Consider the following 18,645-nt stretch of genomic DNA (forward strand, 5'->3'; position numbering starts at 1 on the left):
GCGCCACCGCTTTCCGGTACTATCAACGACAAAAAAGGGGAACTGACATGACAAATGACACCAAAAAACAAGCCATCGAAGGCCTGTCCACCAGGGCAGGTCGCGGCGAGATCTCGCGCCGGCAATTCGCGCAGCTGGCGGCAATCGTGCTGGCCGGCACGCCGATGCTGCTGCGCTCGACCGGAGCCTTTGCCGCGGCGAAGGAACTGGTGCTGGTCAACTGGGGCGGCGACGCCATCACCGCCTATGATGCCGCCTATGGCCAGGCCTTCACCAAGGACACCGGCATCACCGTCAAGATGGACGGCTCCGGACCTACCGAAGGCGCGATCGCCGCGCAGTTCAAGAGCGGCGCGCCGACCTGGGATCTCGTCGACGTCGACCCGTTCTCGGCCATCACGCTCGGCGCGCAAGGCGCGCTCGAGCCGATCGACTATTCGGTCGTCGACAAGAAGAAGATGCGCGAAGGCTTTGGCTGGGAGTATGCCGCCTCGACGTATTTCTTCTCCTATGTCATCGCCTATGATTCCGAGAAATACGGCAAGGACGCGCCGACCGGCATGGCTGATTTCTTCGACGTGAAGAAATTCCCCGGCAAGCGCTCGCTCTACAAATGGGGCGTGTCGAGCTGGGAGGCAGCCCTTCTGGCCGATGGCATCGCGCCCGCCTCGCTCTATCCGCTCGATCTGAAGCGCGCGCATGACAAGATCGCCGCCTTCAAGGAGAACGTCGTTGCCTATTGGGGCGGCGGTGCCGAGAGCCAGAGCGTGCTGCTCAATGGCGAGGCCTCGATGGCGATCGTCTGGTCGACCCGCGCTTCGCTGATCGAGCAGGATTCCGGCGGCAAGATCAAGTTCATCTGGGACCAGGGACTGATTTCGCCCGGAGCGCTCGCCGTGCTCAAGGGCAATCCCGGCGGCAAGGACGCGGCCATGAAGTTCATCGCCAGTGCCCAGGATCCGCAAAAGCAGCTGGTCATGTTCGACAAGCTCGGCCAGGGCCCCGCAAACCCGGCCGCCGACGCGCTGATCCCCGCCGACAAGAAGCGCATCAATCCGGTCGATCCCGAGAACATGAAAAAGCAGATCGCGCTCGATATGGACTGGTACGCCAAGAACTACGGGGCCGCGCTCGACGAATACACCAAGATCATCTCCGCCTGACCGAGGCAGGGATAATCGAACCGAATGAGGGCATATCTCTCCGACAGGATGGGCGCGGCGCTGTTGATGGCGCCGCTGCTCCTGTTTCTTGTCCTGGCCTATGCCTGGCCGTTCCTCGGCGTCGTCAAATGGAGCTTTACGCTGCCGACGCCCGGGCTCGGCCAGTATGAGGCGCTGCTCACGGACGATCTGGTGCAGTCGGTGTTCATCCGCACGCTGCGCATCGCGGCGGTCGTCACCGTGGTTTCGGTGGCCGCTGCCTATGCCATCACCGTCGTCTGGGTGCGCGGAACCCCGGTGCAACGGGTGATCGCCGAATTCTGCATCCTGGTGCCGTTCTGGATCTCGGTGCTGACCCGTGCCTTCGGCTGGGTGGCGCTATTGTCCAATCGCGGCCTGATCAACACCTGGTTGCAGGCGATCGGCTTTATTTCCGAACCGCTGGCGCTGGTGCGCAACGAATTCGGCGTCATCGTCGGCATGACGCATTTCCTCATTCCTTTTGCCGTCTTTCCGCTGGCGTCTTCCATGCGCAGCCTTGACGACCGCGTGCTGCTGGCCGCGCGCGGGCTCGGCTCCAGCCGCATGCGCACCTTCTGGTCGGTCTTCGTGCCGATGACGCGCTCAGGGATCATCGGTGCTGCCCTCATCGTCTTCGTGTTTTCGCTGGGCTTCTTCGTGACGCCGGCGATCCTCGGCGGCGGCCGCAGCGTCATGGTCGCCGAGCTGATCTATCTCAGGATCTTCCAGAGCCCGGACTGGGGGCTGGGCGCGGCGATCAGCGTCGTGCTGGTGCTGTTCGTCGGCGCGCTGATGGCGCTCTTGTTCCGCTATGTCAGACCGAAGCAATTGATCTGATGCCGACCTACCGCCCCGGTCCCGTCTCCCTGATCATCGCAGCCTTCGTGGCGCTGTTCCTGCTGATGCCGTTGCTCGCCGTCATCCCGGTGTCGCTGACGCCGAGCCGTATGCTGGCGATGCCATCCGGCGAACTGTCGCTGCGCCACTACAGGGCGCTGATCGAGGATCCGCGCTGGATCGACTCGATCCTGCTCAGCATCCGCATCGGCTTCGTCAGCAGCGCCTTTTCCACCGTGCTGGCGCTGTGCTTCAGCCTCGGCGTGTGGATGTTTCAGCCGCGCTTCACCGCGGCACTCGTCGGTTTTGTGCTGCTGCCCATGGTCGTGCCGCCGGTGGTCTCGGCCATCACGCTCTACTTTCTGCTCACCTCGATCTCCGGCTTCAGCTCGTTCTTCGGCTATGACACCTGGCTGGGTGTCGCCATGGCGCATTCGGTGATGACGGTGCCCTTCGCCACCGTGCTGATGCTGGTCTCGCTCAGCCAGCTCGACCGGCGCATCGACCTTGCCGCGCGTGGCCTTGGCGCCTCGGTCTGGGAGCGCGCCACCCGGATCATCATGCCCAACATCAAGTTCGGCATCATCACCGCGGCACTTCTCTCCTTTGTGCTGTCCTGGGAAGAAATCGGCGTCACGCTGTTCATCACCTCGGTCAACGCCATCACGCTGCCCAGGCTGATGTGGATGGGCCTGCGCGACAACATCGATCCGGCGATCGCCGCCCTCTCGGTGATCCTGATCATCATCACGGTGCTGGTGCTTGCGCTTCGCAGTTTCGTGGTTAGGCTGCGCGGCGCCCGCTGATTGGCAAGCCGGGCAGAATCCGGATACCCTTGAGGGGTAGTCCTGGCACATGATCCGCAAGCCGCTACGGTGAGGGAAAACGATGACCGCGTCCGGCGATTTGCAGCAGGCATTGTTCCAGAGACTGAGAAGCGATGCATCGCTGTCGGCACTGCTGGGCGGCGCCGGACTGCTTGAGCAGGCAACCGACAATGCCGCCTTTCCCCACGTAACCTGCGGCCAGACCAGCGCCTTCGACTGGGACACTGGCGTCCAGAACGACGCCGATCAGCTGGTCACGCTGCATGTCTGGTCGAAGACCCACGACGAGGCCGAAACGCGTGCCATCATGGACAGCATTAAGGCGCGCCTCGCCGACGCGGTGCTGATCATCGGCCCGCGTGGACAGACACGCCTCGTGCAGGAATTCGCCGAGTCCCGCTATGACGAGGACCTGCTGGTGCATCACGGCTTGCTGCGTTTTCGCGCTATAACGCAGGAAAATGACTGATGCGCTTTCAATATGGTCCAAACGGGGTCTAGACTGATGCTTCCGAGATTTCGCCGGGTGGGCGGTGAAATCCGATCGGTTGTCTCGCGTTTCAGGGGTGTAGCGGACATGGTCTCGGTGGCGTTCACTGTTCATTTCACGTTCAGCACCGATGCGTTACAACGCCGACCATGAAAACGCTTCGCTCCCACTTCCGAACCGCGACACTGGCGCTCTGTGCTGCCGGGCTGTTTGCGTCGCAGGCGATGGCGACACCGGTCATCGCACCTGACGAGGGCGGCCCGATCGTATTGGCGGCGTCCGATTGCTACGCCATCGGCCAGCAAGTGGCCGAGCAGAATGGCGGAACGCTGGCCAAGGCCTCGCAATCGACACGCGGCGGCCAGCCGGTCTGCGTCATCGTCGTGCTCGTCCCGGGCAAGGACGGGCAGCGTCCGCGCCGTTCCGAAATCGTCGTTCCGCAGAACTGACCCAATCTTTCATCTTACAGGCCTCCGTTTCCCAGGCCGTCGGAATCGGCCTATATCTGCCCCTAGCTCTTCAACAGGTATCGATTTTCGCATGCGCGTACTCGTCGTCGAGGATGACAAGGATCTCAACCGGCAGATATCGGACGCGCTGGTCGATGCCGGCTATGTCGTCGACCGCGCCTTCGATGGCGAGGAGGGTCATTTCCTCGGCGACACCGAGCCTTACGACGCCGTCGTGCTCGACATTGGCCTGCCGCAGATGGACGGCATCAGCGTCGTCGAGCGCTGGCGTCGCGGCGGCCGCAAGATGCCGGTGCTGATCCTGACGGCGCGCGACCGCTGGAGCGACAAGGTCTCCGGCATCGACGCCGGCGCCGACGATTATGTCACCAAGCCGTTCCACATCGAGGAGGTGCTGGCGAGGCTCAGGGCACTGATCCGGCGCGCCGCCGGCCATGCCTCGTCCGAACTGACCTGCGGGCCGCTGCGCCTCGACACTAAGGCCTCGAAGGCCGATGTCGACGGCGTGCCGCTGAAACTGACCTCGCATGAATTTCGCCTGCTTGCCTATTTGATGCACCATATGGGCGAGGTGGTTTCGCGGACCGAACTGGTCGAACATCTCTACGACCAGGATTTCGACCGCGATTCCAACACCATCGAGGTCTTTGTCGGGCGGCTGCGCAAGAAGATGGGCATCGACATGATCGAAACCGTGCGCGGCATGGGCTACCGCATGCGTGAGCCGGAGGCGTAACTCGGAACCGCTCAAACAAACCGCAAGGACGCCGCTTTCGCTGCGTTTGTGGCCGCGTTCGCTGACGTTCCGCGTGATCGCCTTTTCCACGGTGTGGGCGATCGTGACCCTTGTCGTCATCTTCACCCTGATCACCACACTCTATCGCCAGGCCAGCGAGCGCGGCTTCGACAGCCTGCTTTCGGCGCATCTGTTCAACCTGATCGGTTCCATCGGCATCTCCGACAGCGGTGCGCTCACCGGCGCGCCCGACCTTGGCGACCTCCGGTTCTCGGAGCCGAATTCGGGCTGGTACTGGTCGGTTGAACCCGCTTCGGAAGGCGTGCACGGCGATCTTCATTCGTCGTCGATGACCAAGACGATCCCATCGCCTAGTGTCGCCGATGAGCCTTTCAATTCCAGTTTCCAGCGCAGCTATGCGGCCGAAGGCATCGATGGCGAGCAGCTCGAAGTGTTCGAGAGCGAATTCGTTCTCGACTCCAAGAACCGCGCCGCGCGCTTCCGCGTCATGGGCAACCAGAGCGAACTCGAACAGGAGATCTCGACCTTCCAGCACCGCCTGCTGACTTATCTCAGCCTGTTCGGCGTCGGCATGATCGCCATCAACGCGATCGCCATCCTGCTCGGCCTGCAGCCGCTGCGCCGGGTCAGGAATGCGCTTGCCATGGTGCGCGAGGGCACCGCGCACAGGCTCGACGGCCAGTTCCCGGTCGAGATCGAACCGCTTGCCAACGAAACCAATGCGTTGATCGAAAACAACAGGCGCATCGTCGAGCGGTCGCGAACCCAGGTCGGCAATCTCGCCCATTCGCTGAAGACACCGCTGGCGGTGCTGCTCAACGAGGGCCGGGCTCTTGGCGGCGCCAAGGGGCAGCTGATTGCCGAACAGGCCGCTTCCATGCAGAAGCAGGTCGAGCACTATCTGCAGCGCGCCCGTGTCGCGGCGCAACGCGACAGCGTCGTCTACCGCACGCCGGTGGCGCCGCTGGTGCAGCGCATGGTGCGGGTTTTGCAGAAACTCAACCCGCAAACCAACCTGTCGCTGGCGCTGCCGGCCACTGAGATCGTCTTCGCCGGCGAGCGCGAAGACCTTGAGGAATTGCTGGGCAATTTGCTCGAAAACGCGATGAAATGGGCAAGGAGCGCGGTGTTGGTCTCGGTCGTGCCTTTGACCGGCAAGGACGACGCGGCCAGCCTGTTTGAGATCAGCATCGAGGATGACGGCCCGGGCATTCCCGAGGACAAGGCGCGCGAGGCGATGAAGCGCGGACGGCGTCTGGACGAGACAAAGCCCGGAACAGGTCTGGGGCTGGCCATTGTCGCCGACCTCGTCAACGAGTATGGAGGCGTCCTGGCGCTCGAACGGTCCGGCATGGGCGGACTGAAGGCGGTGGTGCGATTGCGGAGCCTTCAGTGATGTATATCCAGGGCCAATCGACATTGGTGGACGGGGCGTGTCATGGCGGAATGTCGATTGATCCCGGAGCGGCCGGCAGCGGCCAAATTTCCGACAAATATCAATACTATGGCCACGCCCACTTCTCCGATGACGCGGCCCCCGGCTCATCCATGACAGGCTCCAACTCAAGAAAACCGGTTGTTGGCATGAAGATTCGCGTCGCGCTCGTTTCCGCATTGCTGGCCGTTTCCGGCTGCACCACCTTGAGCGGCAAGGGTCCGACCGTTCCGCCGACACCGGCCTCGACACCTCCTTCCAGCGGCAAGGTCACCACGACGATCATTTCCGCAATGGGCGGTGGTCTCGTCGGCGGCTCGATTGGAAACGGCCTTAGCGATGCCGAGAAGCGCAGTGCGCTCGAGGCTGAATACAAGGCGCTCGAATATACGACGAGTGGCCAGAAGGTGGCATGGAAGGGCGACCAGGCTTCGCATTATGGCGAGGTGGTTCCGGCCCAGCCCTATCGCGTCGGCTCGCAGGACTGTCGCCAGTATACGCAGACGGTGTTTACCGGCGGAGCCGGAGTGACGGCGCGCGGTACTGCTTGCCGCAACGCCGACGGCAGCTGGACGCCGCTGACCTGACAATCAACCGGTCCGGCTGGTATTCGGCCGGTTGATGTCGATCAAGGACATGCGGCGCGCCTGCCGTCAAAGCGTCGCAGGACACCTGTGTTGGCACGGCAGATGTCTGCCGGTATTGGAAGAAACATGCTGTTCTGGGTCATAGCTGCAATTCTCACGCTGGGTGCAAGCCTGGCGGTGCTGCTGCCGCTGGCCGCCAGTTCGAAGAGTGCGTCGTCGACCGGCGATCACGATCTGGAAGTCTATCGCGATCAGTTGTCCGAGCTCGACCGCGACGCCGCGCGTGGCTTGATCCAGCCGGCGGAAGCGACTGAGGCGCGGGCCGAGATCGCCCGCCGCATCCTTCGCCTCGACAATGCGGCAGCGGCCGGCAAGGCATCCGTCAGGCAGGCGTCGGTCGCGGCAAGGCTGGTGGCGACCGCGGCCGTGCTGGCGGTCCCGCTTGTCAGCTGGGGTCTCTACAGCCAGCTCGGCTCTCCCGACCTGCCGTCGCAACCACTCAGTGAGCGGTTGGCCAAGAATCCGGCCGACAGTTCGGTGGACGAGTTGGTGGCGCGGGCCGAAGCCCATCTTGCCGCCAACCCTTCCGATGGCAGGGGATGGGACGTGCTCGCCCCCGTCTATTTGCGCATGCAGCGCTTTTCCGATGCGGCGGCGGCCTATCGCAATGCCATTCGCCTCGATGGTGACAGTGCTGTCCGCCGGGCCGGTCTTGGCGAGGCGATCGCCAATGCGGCAGGCGGCATTGTCTCGGCCGATGCCCAGGACGCTTTCGAAGCCGCGCTGAAGCTCGATCCGGCCAATGCCAAAGCCAGCTTCTACCTGGCCATGGCGCTGGCGCAGGAGGGGCGCGCCAAGGAGGCGGTCGCGGCCTGGCAGGCGATGCTTGGCAGCCTGCCGCCGGATTCGCCATGGCGCGGCGCGGTCGAGCAGGCATTGGCCAAATCCGGCGGCCCCGAAGTCGCTTCCGGCGGCGCCACCAACGGCCCCAATGCCGGCGATGTCGACGCCGCATCCTCCATGTCTCCCGCGGACAGGGAGGCCATGATCAACACCATGGTCGCCGGTCTCGACGACAAACTGCGGCAAAATCCGCGCGACCCGGAAGGGTGGATGCGGCTCGTTCGTTCCTATGTCGTGCTCGGCAAGGCCGACCAGGCGCGTGACGCGCTGGGTCGCGCTATTGCCGTCTTTGGAGCCGACAGTGACGAAGCGAAAAAATTCACCGCCTTTGCCGCCTCGCTTGGCCTGACGGCGACGGAGTAGAACCAGATATGACGCGCAAGCAGAAACGACTGTCGGTGATCGCGGGCGGGCTGGCCTTCCTGGGCGCGGCCACCGGACTGACCTTCTATGCGCTTGGCCAGAAGGCGTCCTATTTCTACATGCCGGCCGACCTCACCACCGCCAGCGTCCAGCCCGGCCAGCGCATCAGGCTGGGCGGGCTGGTCGAAAAAGGCACCATCCAGCGCGGGCAGGGGGCGACGGTCGCCTTTTCGGTCACCGACACGCACAAATCGGTCAAGGTCACCTACACCGGCATCCTGCCCGATCTTTTCCGCGAGGAGCAGGGCGTCATCACCGAGGGCACCTTCGGCCCGGACGGCACCTTTGTTGCCGACAGCGTACTGGCCAAGCATGATGAGCGCTACATGCCCAAGGAAGTGGCCGACGGATTGAAGGCCAAGGGCGTCTGGCAGGAGAGCAAGAGTGAATAACTCTGGCAGCAGAGGAAGCGTGGATTGCGGGCATGGTTGAGACCGGACATTTCGCCCTGGTCCTGGCGTTTGCGCTTTCGCTGGTGCAGACGATCGTGCCGCTGTTCGGCGCGCGCCTGAACAACCAGCGCCTGATGGCTGTCGGCGGCCCGGTCGCGGTGACCGGCTTTGCCTTGACGGCGCTGTCCTTCGTGGCGCTCGCAAGCGCTTATGCAAGTTCCGACTTCTCGGTGGCGAGCGTGTGGGAAAACTCGCATTCGCTGCAGCCGCTGATCTACAAGATCACCGGAACCTGGGGCAATCACGAAGGCTCGATGCTGCTCTGGGTGCTGATCCTGACCTTCTTCGGTGCGCTTGTCGCCGCTTTCGGGTCAAACCTGCCGGCGACGCTGCGCGCCAATGTGCTTGCCGTGCAGGGCGCGATCGGCGCCGCCTTCTTCCTGTTCATCCTGGCGACGTCCAATCCGTTCATCCGGCTCAATCCGGCGCCGATCGAAGGCCGCGATCTCAACCCGATCCTGCAGGACCTCGGCCTCGCCATTCACCCGCCGTTTCTCTATCTCGGCTATGTCGGCTTCTCGATCTGCTTTTCCTTCTCGGTCGCCGCCCTCATCGAAGGGCGCATCGACGCGTCCTGGGCGCGCTGGGTGCGGCCGTGGACGCTGGTCGCCTGGATGTTCCTGACCGGCGGCATCGCCATGGGATCGTACTGGGCCTATTACGAGCTCGGCTGGGGCGGTTTCTGGTTCTGGGACCCGGTCGAGAATGCCTCCTTCATGCCATGGCTGGCGGGCACCGCGCTGCTGCATTCGGCCATCGTCATGGAGAAGCGCTCGGCGCTGAAGATCTGGACGCTGCTGCTCGCCATCCTGACCTTTTCGCTGTCGCTGCTCGGCACCTTCCTGGTGCGCTCGGGCGTATTGACCTCGGTCCACGCCTTCGCCACCGACCCGACGCGCGGCGTCTTCATCCTGTGCATCCTGACGCTGTTCATCGGTGGCTCGCTGGCGCTGTTTGCACTGCGCGCCTCCCGGCTGACGGCCGGCGGCCTGTTTCACCCGATTTCGCGCGAAGGTGCGCTCGTCCTCAACAATCTGTTCCTGACCACGGCAACCGCGACCGTACTTGTCGGCACGCTCTATCCGCTCGCCGTAGAGGCCTTTTCAGCCGACAAGATCTCGGTCGGCGCGCCGTTCTTCAATCTGACCTTCGGCCCGCTGATGGTGCCGCTGCTGGTGATCGTTCCGTTCGGGCCGCTGCTGGCCTGGAAGCGCGGCGATGTCTTCGCCGTCGCCCAGCGCCTGATGATGGCCTTTGCCGCAGCCCTTCTGGCGACGCTGGTCACCGCTCTGTTCATCGACGGCGCATCGGTGTTCGCGGCCCTTGGCGTTGGCCTCGCCGTCTGGCTGATCCTTGGCGCGCTCACCGATCTCGCGGTCAAGTCCGGCTTCGGCAATGTTGCAGCGGGGATCATGGTCAGGCGCCTGCTCGGCTTGCCGCGCTCGGTCTTCGGCACTGCCTTTGCTCATCTTGGCCTTGGCCTGACCACGCTCGGCATCGTCGGCACGCTTTGCTTCGGCACCGAAAAGATCCTGTCGATGCATGCCGGCGAGACGGTCGAATTGTCCGGCCACACGCTGCGTTTCGTCGGGCTTTATCCGGCCCAGGGTCCGAACTACAGCGAGGATCGCGGCCGCTTCGAGCTGATCGGCGTCAGCGGCAGCGCAATTGGCGAAATCAGCTCCGCCAAGCGTTTCTACCCGGTGCGGCAGATGACGACGACGGAGTCCGGCATCAGGACGATGGGCCTCTCTCAGCTCTACATCTCGCTCGGCGACGAGGGCAATGACGGCTCGGTCGTGGTGCGTCTGTGGTGGAAGCCGCTGGTGACGCTGATCTGGGGCGGTGGACTGGTGATGATGGCGGGCGCGGCCATGTCGCTGATGGACAGGCGCCTGCGTGTCGGCGCTCCGGCGCGCCGGCGCAAGCAGGCGAGCGCCGTGCCGTCCGCGGGCCTGCCATGAGCGCACGGCTTTCGCTGACCTCGATCGTCCTGCTCCTGGCGCTGCTCTTCGCCGGCGCGGCACAGGCGGTGAAGCCAGACGAGATGCTGGCCGATCCGGCGCTCGAGGCGAGGGCCCGGGCGCTGTCCGAAGGCCTGCGCTGCATGGTCTGCCAGAACCAGTCGATCGACGAATCCGACGCCGATCTCGCCCGTGACCTGCGCATCCTGGTGCGCCAGCGCCTCGTTGCCGGCGATACCGATCAGCAAGTGATGGACTATGTGGTGTCGCGTTACGGCGAGTTCGTGCTGCTGAAGCCGCGCTTCGAGCTGCGCAATGCTTTGCTGTGGGGGACGCCGGTCATCCTGCTGCTCGTTGGCGGCATTTTCATAGTGATGACCGCGCGGTCGCGTCGCACGCTGGCAACAAAATCCCTGTCCGCCGAAGAGCAGGCATCGCTGGACGCCATTTTGCGCCGCGACTGACGGCCGCAGTCACCCTCAAACATTACCAAAGTTTCATGTGTCGGAAATGGCGCTGTAATGTGCGCCTCTCTAATTCTCTTTCCCGAGGATGCCGATCGAGGGCGTCCATTTGAAAGAGGATACGAGTCCCCATGAATATTGCCCCCAATTCATATTCCGTCACCCGTAAGCGTCTCCTGGCTGCCGTCGCGTCCATCGCCGTTGCCGGCGCGATCGGCATCGGTGCGCTGACAACTGGAACAAGCCCCGTTTTGGCCGATGCCGTGCGTGTCGAGGCACCGCAGGTGCCGGGCTTCGCCGATGTCGTCGAGCGCGTTTCTCCCGCCGTGGTCAGCGTCAAGGTCAAGGCCAAGATCAGTCCGGCGGCCGATGACGGTTCCGACCAGTCCGACGATCCGGACGGCATGAACAACCTGCCCGACAATCCGCAGCTGCGCCGCTTCTTCAAGGAATTCCGTGGCTTTGGCGATCAGAACGGCCAGGGTGGCGGTAATCGTCGCTTCAGCCACCGCGATCACAACAACGACCAGCCGCGGCCGGTGGCGCAGGGCTCGGGCTTCTTCATCTCCGATGACGGCTATCTCGTCACCAACAACCACGTCGTCGAGGAAGGCTCGGCGTTCACCGTGGTGATGAATGACGGCAAGGAACTCGACGCCAAGCTGATCGGCACCGACCCGCGCACCGATCTCGCCGTTCTCAAGGTCGATGGCGTCGGCAAGTTCACCTATGTCGACTTCGCGGACGACTCCAAGGTTCGCGTCGGCGACTGGGTGGTGGCCGTCGGCAATCCGTTCGGCCTCGGCGGTACGGTCACCGCAGGCATCGTCTCGGCCCGTGGCCGCGATATTGGCGCTGGTCCCTATGACGACTTCCTCCAGATCGACGCTTCGGTCAATCGCGGCAATTCAGGCGGCCCGACCTTCAACCTCAACGGTCAGGTCGTCGGCATCAACACCGCGATCTTCTCGCCGTCAGGTGGCAGCGTCGGCATCGCATTCGACATTCCCGCTTCGACCGCCAAGCAGGTCGTTGAGGACCTGATGAAGAGCGGTTCCGTGCAGCGTGGCTGGCTCGGTGTCGAAATCCAGCCGGTCACCTCCGACATCGCCGAATCGCTGGGCCTGAAGTCGCAGAATGGGGCCTTGGTTTCCAGCGCCCAGGACGATGGTCCCGGCAAGAAGGCCGGCATCGTTGCTGGTGACGTGATCACCCAGGTTGACGGCAAGGACGTTGCTTCGCCGAAGGAACTGGCCCGGCTGATCGGCGCCTACTCGCCTGGCAAGTCGGTCGACGTCTCGGTCTGGCGTGATGGCAAGAGCCAGACGGTCAAGGTCGATCTCGGCAAACTGCCCTCGAGCGACAAGCAGGCATCAGTCGACCAGCAGCAGCCGGCCGCTCCGGCCAAGCCCGACTCGCTGGCCGATCTCGGCCTGACCGTCACCAAGTCCGAAAACGGCAAAGGCCTGGTGGTGACCGATGTCGATCCCGACAGCGATGCCGCCGACCGCGGCATCCAGCCGGGCGACATCATCACATCGGTCAATTCGACCGAAGTGAACGCCACCGACGACATCACCAAGGCGATGACCGAGGCGGTCAAGTCCGGCCGCAAGGCCGTGCTGATGCAGATCACCCGCGACGACAACAATCGTTTCGTCGCGCTGCCCGTCGCCAAGGGCTGAGGCACGGCCCGAAGCGTTCTTGCCTCTCCAGTCGGATGAGGACGCTTCGGCAGCAGGTTCGACTTTTCCAGTGCGGCGGTTTCAACACCCCCGAGCCGCCGTACGGGAAAGCATGGAGGAGCGCGCGTTAGTCAGTCATCGCGCTCTCCCCGGCGGCAGCGGGCTTCCCATCGCCCGCTGCCGCACCCCCACGCATGTCGTCAAAAAGCGTTTAAGCGGTCTTGGCGCAACGACGTCGGGGACAAGGATATTTATCGCGCACGGCTTCGGATGATCTTGATCGCGATGCGCTTTGGCAAAGGCCACAATGCAGATGTCTGCCACTCAACCTTCCAGCGAAATCGCGTATAACAGCCCCATGAAGATTCTCGTCATAGAAGACGATCGCGAGGCTGCGGATTACTTGCAGAAAGCCTTCACCGAAGCCGGTCACACTGCCCATGTTGCCGGTGACGGCGAAACCGGCTTCGCGCTCGCCGACGCCGGCGACTACGACGTGATGGTCATCGACCGGATGATGCCGCGCCGCGACGGCCTGTCGGTCATTGCCGGCCTGAGGTCGCGGGGCAACACGACGCCGGTGCTGATCCTGTCGGCACTCGGCGAGGTCGACGACCGGGTCACCGGCCTGCGCGCTGGCGGCGACGATTATCTGACCAAGCCCTATGCCTTCTCGGAACTTCTGGCTCGTGTCGAGGTGCTGAACCGCCGCGCCAGCGCCAAGGAAGCGGAAACCGTCTACCGCGTCGGCGATCTCGAACTCGACAGGCTGTCGCATTCGGTCCGTCGCGCGGCGCGCGAAATCACGCTGCAGCCGCGCGAATTCCGCCTGCTGGAGTATCTGATGCGCCATGCCGGCCAGGTGGTGACGCGCACCATGCTGCTCGAAAATGTCTGGGACTACCATTTCGATCCGCAGACCAATGTCATCGACGTCCATGTTTCGCGGCTGCGCGGCAAGATCGAGAAGGGCTTCGACAAGCCCATCCTGCATACGGTTCGCGGCGCCGGCTATATGCTGAAGAGCGGCTAGCGGCAGCATGGCTCTTTCCGTGCCAGCCATCATGAAGACGACGGCAGCGCGGCTTTCGGCGCTCTACCTCCTGCTCTTCGCGCTCTGCGCCGTGGCGCTCGTCTTCTACATGACCTCGCTGTCGGCGCGCATGCTGACCGCGCAGACCCAGGACACCATCAATGACGAGGTGCTCGGTCTGGCTCGCGCCTATCAACGCGGCGGTCTGCCGGTGCTGGTCCGTGTGGTTGAGGCGCGCTCACGCCAGCCGGGCGCCAACCTCTATCTGATCGCCGACGCCAACGGCCAGATCCTGACCGGCAACGTCCAGAGCCTGGAGCCGGGCGTACTCGAAACCGAAGGCTGGACCAACAGCCCATTCTCCTATCAGCGCTTTGGCGAGGGAGAGCTCGAGCGGCAGCGCAATCTGCCGGCGGACCAGAGCACCACCCAATCCGAGCAGAACGAAGCGCAGGCGCAGGGCGAAAAGGGCCACAACGCCATTGCGCTGGTGCTTCGGTTGCCGAACCAGATGATCATGCTGGTCGGTCGCGACCTTGGTGAACCGGAGCGGTTCCGCGCAGTCATCCGCCGCGCTTTGATGCTGGCGCTCGGCATGATGGGGCTGGGCGGACTGCTGATCTGGTTCTTTGTCGGACGCGCGGCGCTGAAGCGCATCGACAGCGTGTCGGAAGCCAGCCGCCGCATCATGGGCGGCGATCTTTCCGGCCGGCTGCCGGTGACCGGGGCTGGTGACGAGTTCGACCGGCTGTCCGAAAATCTCAATACTATGCTGGCCAGGATCGCCAAGCTCAACGAAGGTCTGAAACAGGTTTCCGACAACATCGCGCATGATTTGAAGACACCGCTGACCCGGCTGCGCAACCGGGCCGAGGCGACGCTTTCGGGCAAGCACAAGACCACCGACTACCGACAGGCGCTGGAAGGCACCATTGCCGAGTCCGACCAGCTCATAAAGACCTTCAATGCCATCCTGATGATCTCACGGCTGGAGGCGGGCTACTCCTCCGAGAACACCAACCGCGTCGATCTGGCGGAAGCCGTGCGCGATGTCGTTGAACTCTATGAACCGGTGGCGGAGGAGGCAGGCGTCTCGCTCGAGACAGAACTGCGGGAGGCGGCCTTCGTCAACGGCAACCGCGAATTGATCGGCCAGGCCCTGTCGAACATCGTTGACAACGCCATCAAATATTCGACCGACGCCACTGCCCAACCGGCCGTGCGCGTGGCTGTTGAGCGGGTCGGTACCGAAGTTCGACTGTCGGTCGTCGACAATGGCCACGGCATTCCCGACGATGGCGACCGTGCCCGCGCGACGGAGCGTTTCGTGCGGCTGGAGAAGAGCCGTTCGCAGCCGGGTTCCGGTCTTGGCCTGAGCCTCGCCAAGGCGGTCATGACATTCCACAATGGCCGCCTTGATCTCTTGCCTGGCAATCCCGGATTATCCGTGGTCATGAGTTTCCCCTCACGGGAGGATCACTGATGAGCGCCGCTGCGAAGCAGGTGGAGACGGATTGGCTGCTGAAGCCGGACGCCAGCCTTGCTCCGCTCGACGAAAACCGGGCGCGACAAGAGCTGACCGAAATCGCTTCCGCGGCGCGGGAAGAGGGGCTGGCGCGGCTGGCCAAATTCCTGGCCGGCAAGGGGCCAGGCCAGGATTTCCTGGCCGCCGTCTTCGATCTGTCGCCGTTCCTGCGCCATACGGCACGTCGCCGGCCGCAGATTTTGGACGGTCTGTTCGAGCAGACGGTCGAGGCGCGGCTGAAAGCGATCGGCACCGCCATCGGCCAGGCGCATTTGGCCGAGGCGGTCTCGGAATCCGGCCTGATGATGGAACTGCGCCAGTGGAAGGCCGAGGCGCATTTCCTGATCGCGTTGGCCGATCTTGCCGGCGAAGCGGAAACGGCGCTGACGGTGCGGCGGTTGAGCGACATGGCTGACGCTTGCACTCGGGCCGCAGTCGACTTCCTGCTGCGCGACGCGCATGGCCAGGGCAAGCTCAAACTGCCGGATCTCGACAATCCGTCGAAGCAATCGGGTTGGATCCTGCTCGGCATGGGCAAGCTTGGCGCGCACGAGCTGAATTTCTCCTCCGACATCGATCTTGTCGTCTTCTTCGATCCGGAAGCGCCCGCGGTCGTCGATCCGCTCGATGCCACCGAGCTGTTTTCGCGCCTGACGCGCCGCCTGGTGCGCATCCTGCAGGACCGCACCGAGCACGGCTATGTCTTCCGCACCGATCTGAGGTTGCGCCCCGATCCCGGTTCGACACCGCTGGCGATCCCGGTCGAAGCCGCGCTGCGCTATTATGAGGCGCGTGGCCAGAACTGGGAGCGCGCCGCGATGATCAAGGCGCGTCCGGTGGCCGGTGACATCGCCGCGGGCGCCGCCTTCCTCAAGGAGTTGCAGCCCTATATCTGGCGCAAATACATGGACTACGCGGCGATTGCCGACGTCCATTCGATCAAGCGCCAGATCCACGCCCACAAGGGCCATGGCGAGATCGCCGTGAAGGGCCACAACGTCAAGCTCGGGCGCGGCGGCATCCGCGAGATCGAGTTCTTCGTCCAGACGCAGCAGCTCATCGCTGGTGGCCGTTTCCCGGAACTGCGCGGGCGAGAGACGGTGCCGATGCTCGGCCAGCTTGCGGCGCGCAGCTGGATCACATCAGCCGCGCGCGATGCGCTCGCCCGCCAGTACTGGTTCCTGCGGCGTGTCGAACATGCCGTACAGATGGTTGCCGACGAGCAGACGCACACGCTGCCGGAAGACGATGAAGGGCTGGAGCGCATCGCCCGCATGCTCGGCTTTGCCGATGCCGCTGCCTTTTCCCAGGCGTTCCGCGCCTCGCTGCAACAGGTCGAACGCCATTACGCAGCACTGTTCGAAACCGCGCCGGTGCTTTCGACCGGCATCGGCAATCTGGTCTTCACCGGTGATGTCGACGATCCCGACACGCTGCAGACCTTGCACGGCCTCGGCTTTCAGCGGCCCAGCGACATCTGCCGCGTCATCCGCGGCTGGCATTTCGGCCGCTACCGCGTCACCCAGTCGGCGGAAGCGCGCGAGCGGCTGACGGAACTGACGCCGGCGCTGCTGCGGTCCTTCGGCCAGACGCGCCGGGCCGACGAAGCCTTGATGCGCTTCGACGAGTTTCTTGCCGGCCTGCCTGCCGGCATCCAGCTGTTTTCCTTGCTGCAGTCCAATCCGGCCCTGTTGAAGCTCATGGCGACGATCATGGGTGCGGCACCCCGGCTGGCGGCGATCATCACGCGCCGGCCACATGTCTTCGATGGCTTGCTCGACCCGGCCTTGCTGACCGAATTGCCGGACCGCGCCTACCTGTCGGCGCGGCTTTCCGCCTTTGTCGAGGGCGACCGGCTTTATGAGGACGTGCTCGACCGGCTGCGCATTTTCGCCTCCGAGCAAAAGTTCCTGATCGGCGTCCGGCTGCTGGCCGGCTCGATCGATCCGGCTCGGGCCGGCCGCGCCTTTTCCGATCTGGCGGATCTCACCATCGAGGCGGCATTGCAGGCGGTGACAGCCGAATTCGAGGTACGCCACGGCACTATTGCCGGCGGCGTGGTTTCGCTGCTCGGCATGGGCAAACTCGGCAGCCGCGAGCTGACCGCTGGATCGGATGTCGACCTCATCCTGCTCTACGACCACGCGCCGGATGCCGAGGAATCCGATGGCGACAAGCCGCTGGCGCCTTCGCATTACTACACCCGCATGACGCAGCGGCTGATCGCGGCCGTGTCCGCGCCAACCGCGGAAGGCGTGCTCTACGAACTCGACCTGCGCCTGCGGCCATCTGGTAACAAGGGTCCGGTCGCCACCCACATCGATGCCTTCAAGAAGTACCAGCGCCAGGAGGCCTGGACATGGGAGCACATGGCGCTGTCGCGGGCGCGTGCCATTGCCGGCGATGCCGGCCTGTGCAGCGAGGTTGAGGCGGAAGTGGCGGCAGTGCTTGGCCAGCCGCGCGACGCGGCAAAAGTGATGGCCGGGGCCTCGGATATGCGCGCCATGATCGAAAAGGAAAAGCCGCCGCGCGATGTGTGGGACATCAAGCTGATCCCCGGCGGCCTGATCGATCTCGAATTCATCGCCCAGGTGGCCGTGCTCACCGGGCAGGTCGAAGCCGGGCCGCGTGCCCCGGCCGTGCCAATTGCACATGCCCCGGCCGTGCCAATTGCACGTGCCACCAGCACGGCCGAAATCCTGTCGCGTCTGGCGCCGGGCTTTGCCGATGCCGGGGTCAGGCAGGAGCTTGGCGATGCCTATGCGCTCTATCTGGCGCTGACCCAGATGACGCGGCTGTGCCTCACCGGAGCGTTCGAGCGCGACGATGTTCCGCCGGGGCTTTCGGATCTGCTTCTGGCGGTCACCGACCTGCCGGATTTCGGTGTGCTGGAAGCACACCTCAAGGAGACGTCGCAAAAGGTCAGGAAGGACTTTGATCTTTTGCTTCGTGCCGGACGACCGTGAAGCGGTTGTCGGAGCATGGGACCCAAAAGTGGAAACCGGTTTTGGGAAAATCCGATGCTCGAACAAAGAGATAGAGCGGCAACAGGATCGAACATCCGCCGCTCTCGCATCGGGGGTGACGATGCAACAGGAGAAAGACCATGAGAACGACGACCAAACTTGCCCTTGCCTTCGTCGCCTTGGCCGGCGCCGTCGGCACCACGGCCTATGCCGAAAACAATGCCAGCGAAAAGATGCGCGAGGGCACGATGATGCGCCTCAACAAGGCGATGAGCGATTCCAACGGCACCATCAGCTTCGACCAGTTTTCCGACGCTATGAACGCGCGGCTGAAGAAGCTCGTCGCCGACAATGGCGGCAAGCTGACCGTCGCCCAGCTCGCCGACGCGCTGGAGAAGGCGCGTTTTGAGCAGATGGCCAAGCGCATTATCGCCCGCTACGACACCAAGGGCGATGGCACGCTGACATCAGACGACATCACCAGTCGCGAGAAGAAGGTCTTTGCCATGCTCGACAGGAACAATGACGGCAAGATCGAGAAGAGCGAACTGCCGAAAGGCGGCCGCTTTGGCCGTCATCGCCAATGGGATGGCGACGGCAACGAAGGCGACATGCAGTGAGATTGTCCGATGCAGGCTCCGGC

At 63.9% G+C, this 18,645-nt stretch carries 17 protein-coding genes; all 17 read left to right on the plus strand.

What is annotated here, in order from left to right; all coding sequences use genetic code 11:
- Positions 1-47 precede the first annotated feature (47 nt).
- The 17 genes from B5V02_RS38410 (at position 48) to B5V02_RS38490 (ending at position 18,622) form a co-directional block, all read left to right on the plus strand.
- On the plus strand, positions 48-1,163 hold the full coding sequence (locus B5V02_RS38410; protein ID WP_111549114.1) for an ABC transporter substrate-binding protein: 1,116 nt from the start codon (positions 48-50) through the stop codon (positions 1,161-1,163).
- A 24-nt stretch (positions 1,164-1,187) separates the two neighbouring features.
- Positions 1,188-2,021, plus strand: a complete 834-nt coding sequence (locus tag B5V02_RS38415; protein WP_111549115.1) for an ABC transporter permease — start codon at positions 1,188-1,190, stop codon at positions 2,019-2,021.
- Entirely contained in the window at positions 2,021-2,827 is an 807-nt protein-coding gene (locus tag B5V02_RS38420) for an ABC transporter permease (protein WP_111549116.1), read from the plus strand. The genes B5V02_RS38415 and B5V02_RS38420 overlap by 1 nt, the downstream gene beginning before the upstream one ends.
- Positions 2,828-2,909: 82 nt before the next feature.
- Positions 2,910-3,317, plus strand: coding sequence for a DUF3168 domain-containing protein (locus B5V02_RS38425; protein WP_111549117.1), 408 nt, complete (start codon positions 2,910-2,912; stop codon positions 3,315-3,317).
- A 170-nt stretch (positions 3,318-3,487) separates the two neighbouring features.
- A complete protein-coding gene (locus B5V02_RS38430; RefSeq protein ID WP_111549118.1) occupies positions 3,488-3,787 on the plus strand; it encodes a hypothetical protein in 300 nt (99 codons plus the stop codon).
- 91 nt (positions 3,788-3,878) lie between these two features.
- Positions 3,879-4,544 carry a response regulator transcription factor gene (locus B5V02_RS38435; protein ID WP_023812809.1) on the plus strand — a complete coding sequence of 222 codons (666 nt, stop codon included), beginning with the start codon at positions 3,879-3,881 and terminating at the stop codon, positions 4,542-4,544.
- Complete coding sequence (locus tag B5V02_RS38440; protein WP_111549119.1) at positions 4,528-5,961, plus strand: ATP-binding protein; 1,434 nt, start codon at positions 4,528-4,530, stop codon at positions 5,959-5,961. The genes B5V02_RS38435 and B5V02_RS38440 overlap by 17 nt, the downstream gene beginning before the upstream one ends.
- Positions 5,962-6,149: 188 nt before the next feature.
- Complete coding sequence (locus tag B5V02_RS38445) at positions 6,150-6,587, plus strand: hypothetical protein (protein ID WP_111549383.1); 438 nt, start codon at positions 6,150-6,152, stop codon at positions 6,585-6,587.
- Between the two features lie 126 nt (positions 6,588-6,713).
- Entirely contained in the window at positions 6,714-7,853 is a 1,140-nt protein-coding gene (ccmI, locus tag B5V02_RS38450; RefSeq protein ID WP_111549120.1) for a c-type cytochrome biogenesis protein CcmI, read from the plus strand.
- Positions 7,854-7,861: 8 nt separating this feature from the next.
- Complete coding sequence (gene ccmE, locus B5V02_RS38455) at positions 7,862-8,305, plus strand: cytochrome c maturation protein CcmE (protein WP_111549121.1); 444 nt, start codon at positions 7,862-7,864, stop codon at positions 8,303-8,305.
- Between the two features lie 32 nt (positions 8,306-8,337).
- Positions 8,338-10,329, plus strand: coding sequence for a heme lyase CcmF/NrfE family subunit (locus tag B5V02_RS38460; RefSeq protein WP_111549122.1), 1,992 nt, complete (start codon positions 8,338-8,340; stop codon positions 10,327-10,329).
- The gene (locus B5V02_RS38465) at positions 10,326-10,793 is read left to right on the plus strand and encodes a cytochrome c-type biogenesis protein (protein ID WP_111549123.1); all 468 of its coding nucleotides are present in this window, start codon (positions 10,326-10,328) and stop codon (positions 10,791-10,793) included. Before B5V02_RS38460 ends, B5V02_RS38465 begins: the two co-directional genes overlap by 4 nt.
- A gap of 131 nt (positions 10,794-10,924) precedes the next feature.
- On the plus strand, positions 10,925-12,478 hold the full coding sequence (locus tag B5V02_RS38470) for a Do family serine endopeptidase (protein WP_111549124.1): 1,554 nt from the start codon (positions 10,925-10,927) through the stop codon (positions 12,476-12,478).
- Positions 12,479-12,836: 358 nt separating this feature from the next.
- Positions 12,837-13,511 carry a response regulator transcription factor gene (locus B5V02_RS38475; protein ID WP_164548653.1) on the plus strand — a complete coding sequence of 225 codons (675 nt, stop codon included), beginning with the start codon at positions 12,837-12,839 and terminating at the stop codon, positions 13,509-13,511.
- A 7-nt stretch (positions 13,512-13,518) separates the two neighbouring features.
- Positions 13,519-14,994, plus strand: a complete 1,476-nt coding sequence (locus tag B5V02_RS38480; protein WP_111549126.1) for a sensor histidine kinase — start codon at positions 13,519-13,521, stop codon at positions 14,992-14,994.
- Positions 14,994-18,002, plus strand: a complete 3,009-nt coding sequence (locus B5V02_RS38485) for a bifunctional [glutamine synthetase] adenylyltransferase/[glutamine synthetase]-adenylyl-L-tyrosine phosphorylase (RefSeq protein WP_111549127.1) — start codon at positions 14,994-14,996, stop codon at positions 18,000-18,002. The genes B5V02_RS38480 and B5V02_RS38485 overlap by 1 nt, the downstream gene beginning before the upstream one ends.
- A 140-nt stretch (positions 18,003-18,142) precedes the next feature.
- Positions 18,143-18,622, plus strand: coding sequence for an EF-hand domain-containing protein (locus B5V02_RS38490; RefSeq protein WP_111549128.1), 480 nt, complete (start codon positions 18,143-18,145; stop codon positions 18,620-18,622).
- Positions 18,623-18,645 lie beyond the last annotated feature (23 nt).

Origin of the sequence: Mesorhizobium kowhaii, assembly GCF_003253745.1 — a bacterium.
Classification (GTDB): domain Bacteria; phylum Pseudomonadota; class Alphaproteobacteria; order Rhizobiales; family Rhizobiaceae; genus Mesorhizobium; species Mesorhizobium kowhaii.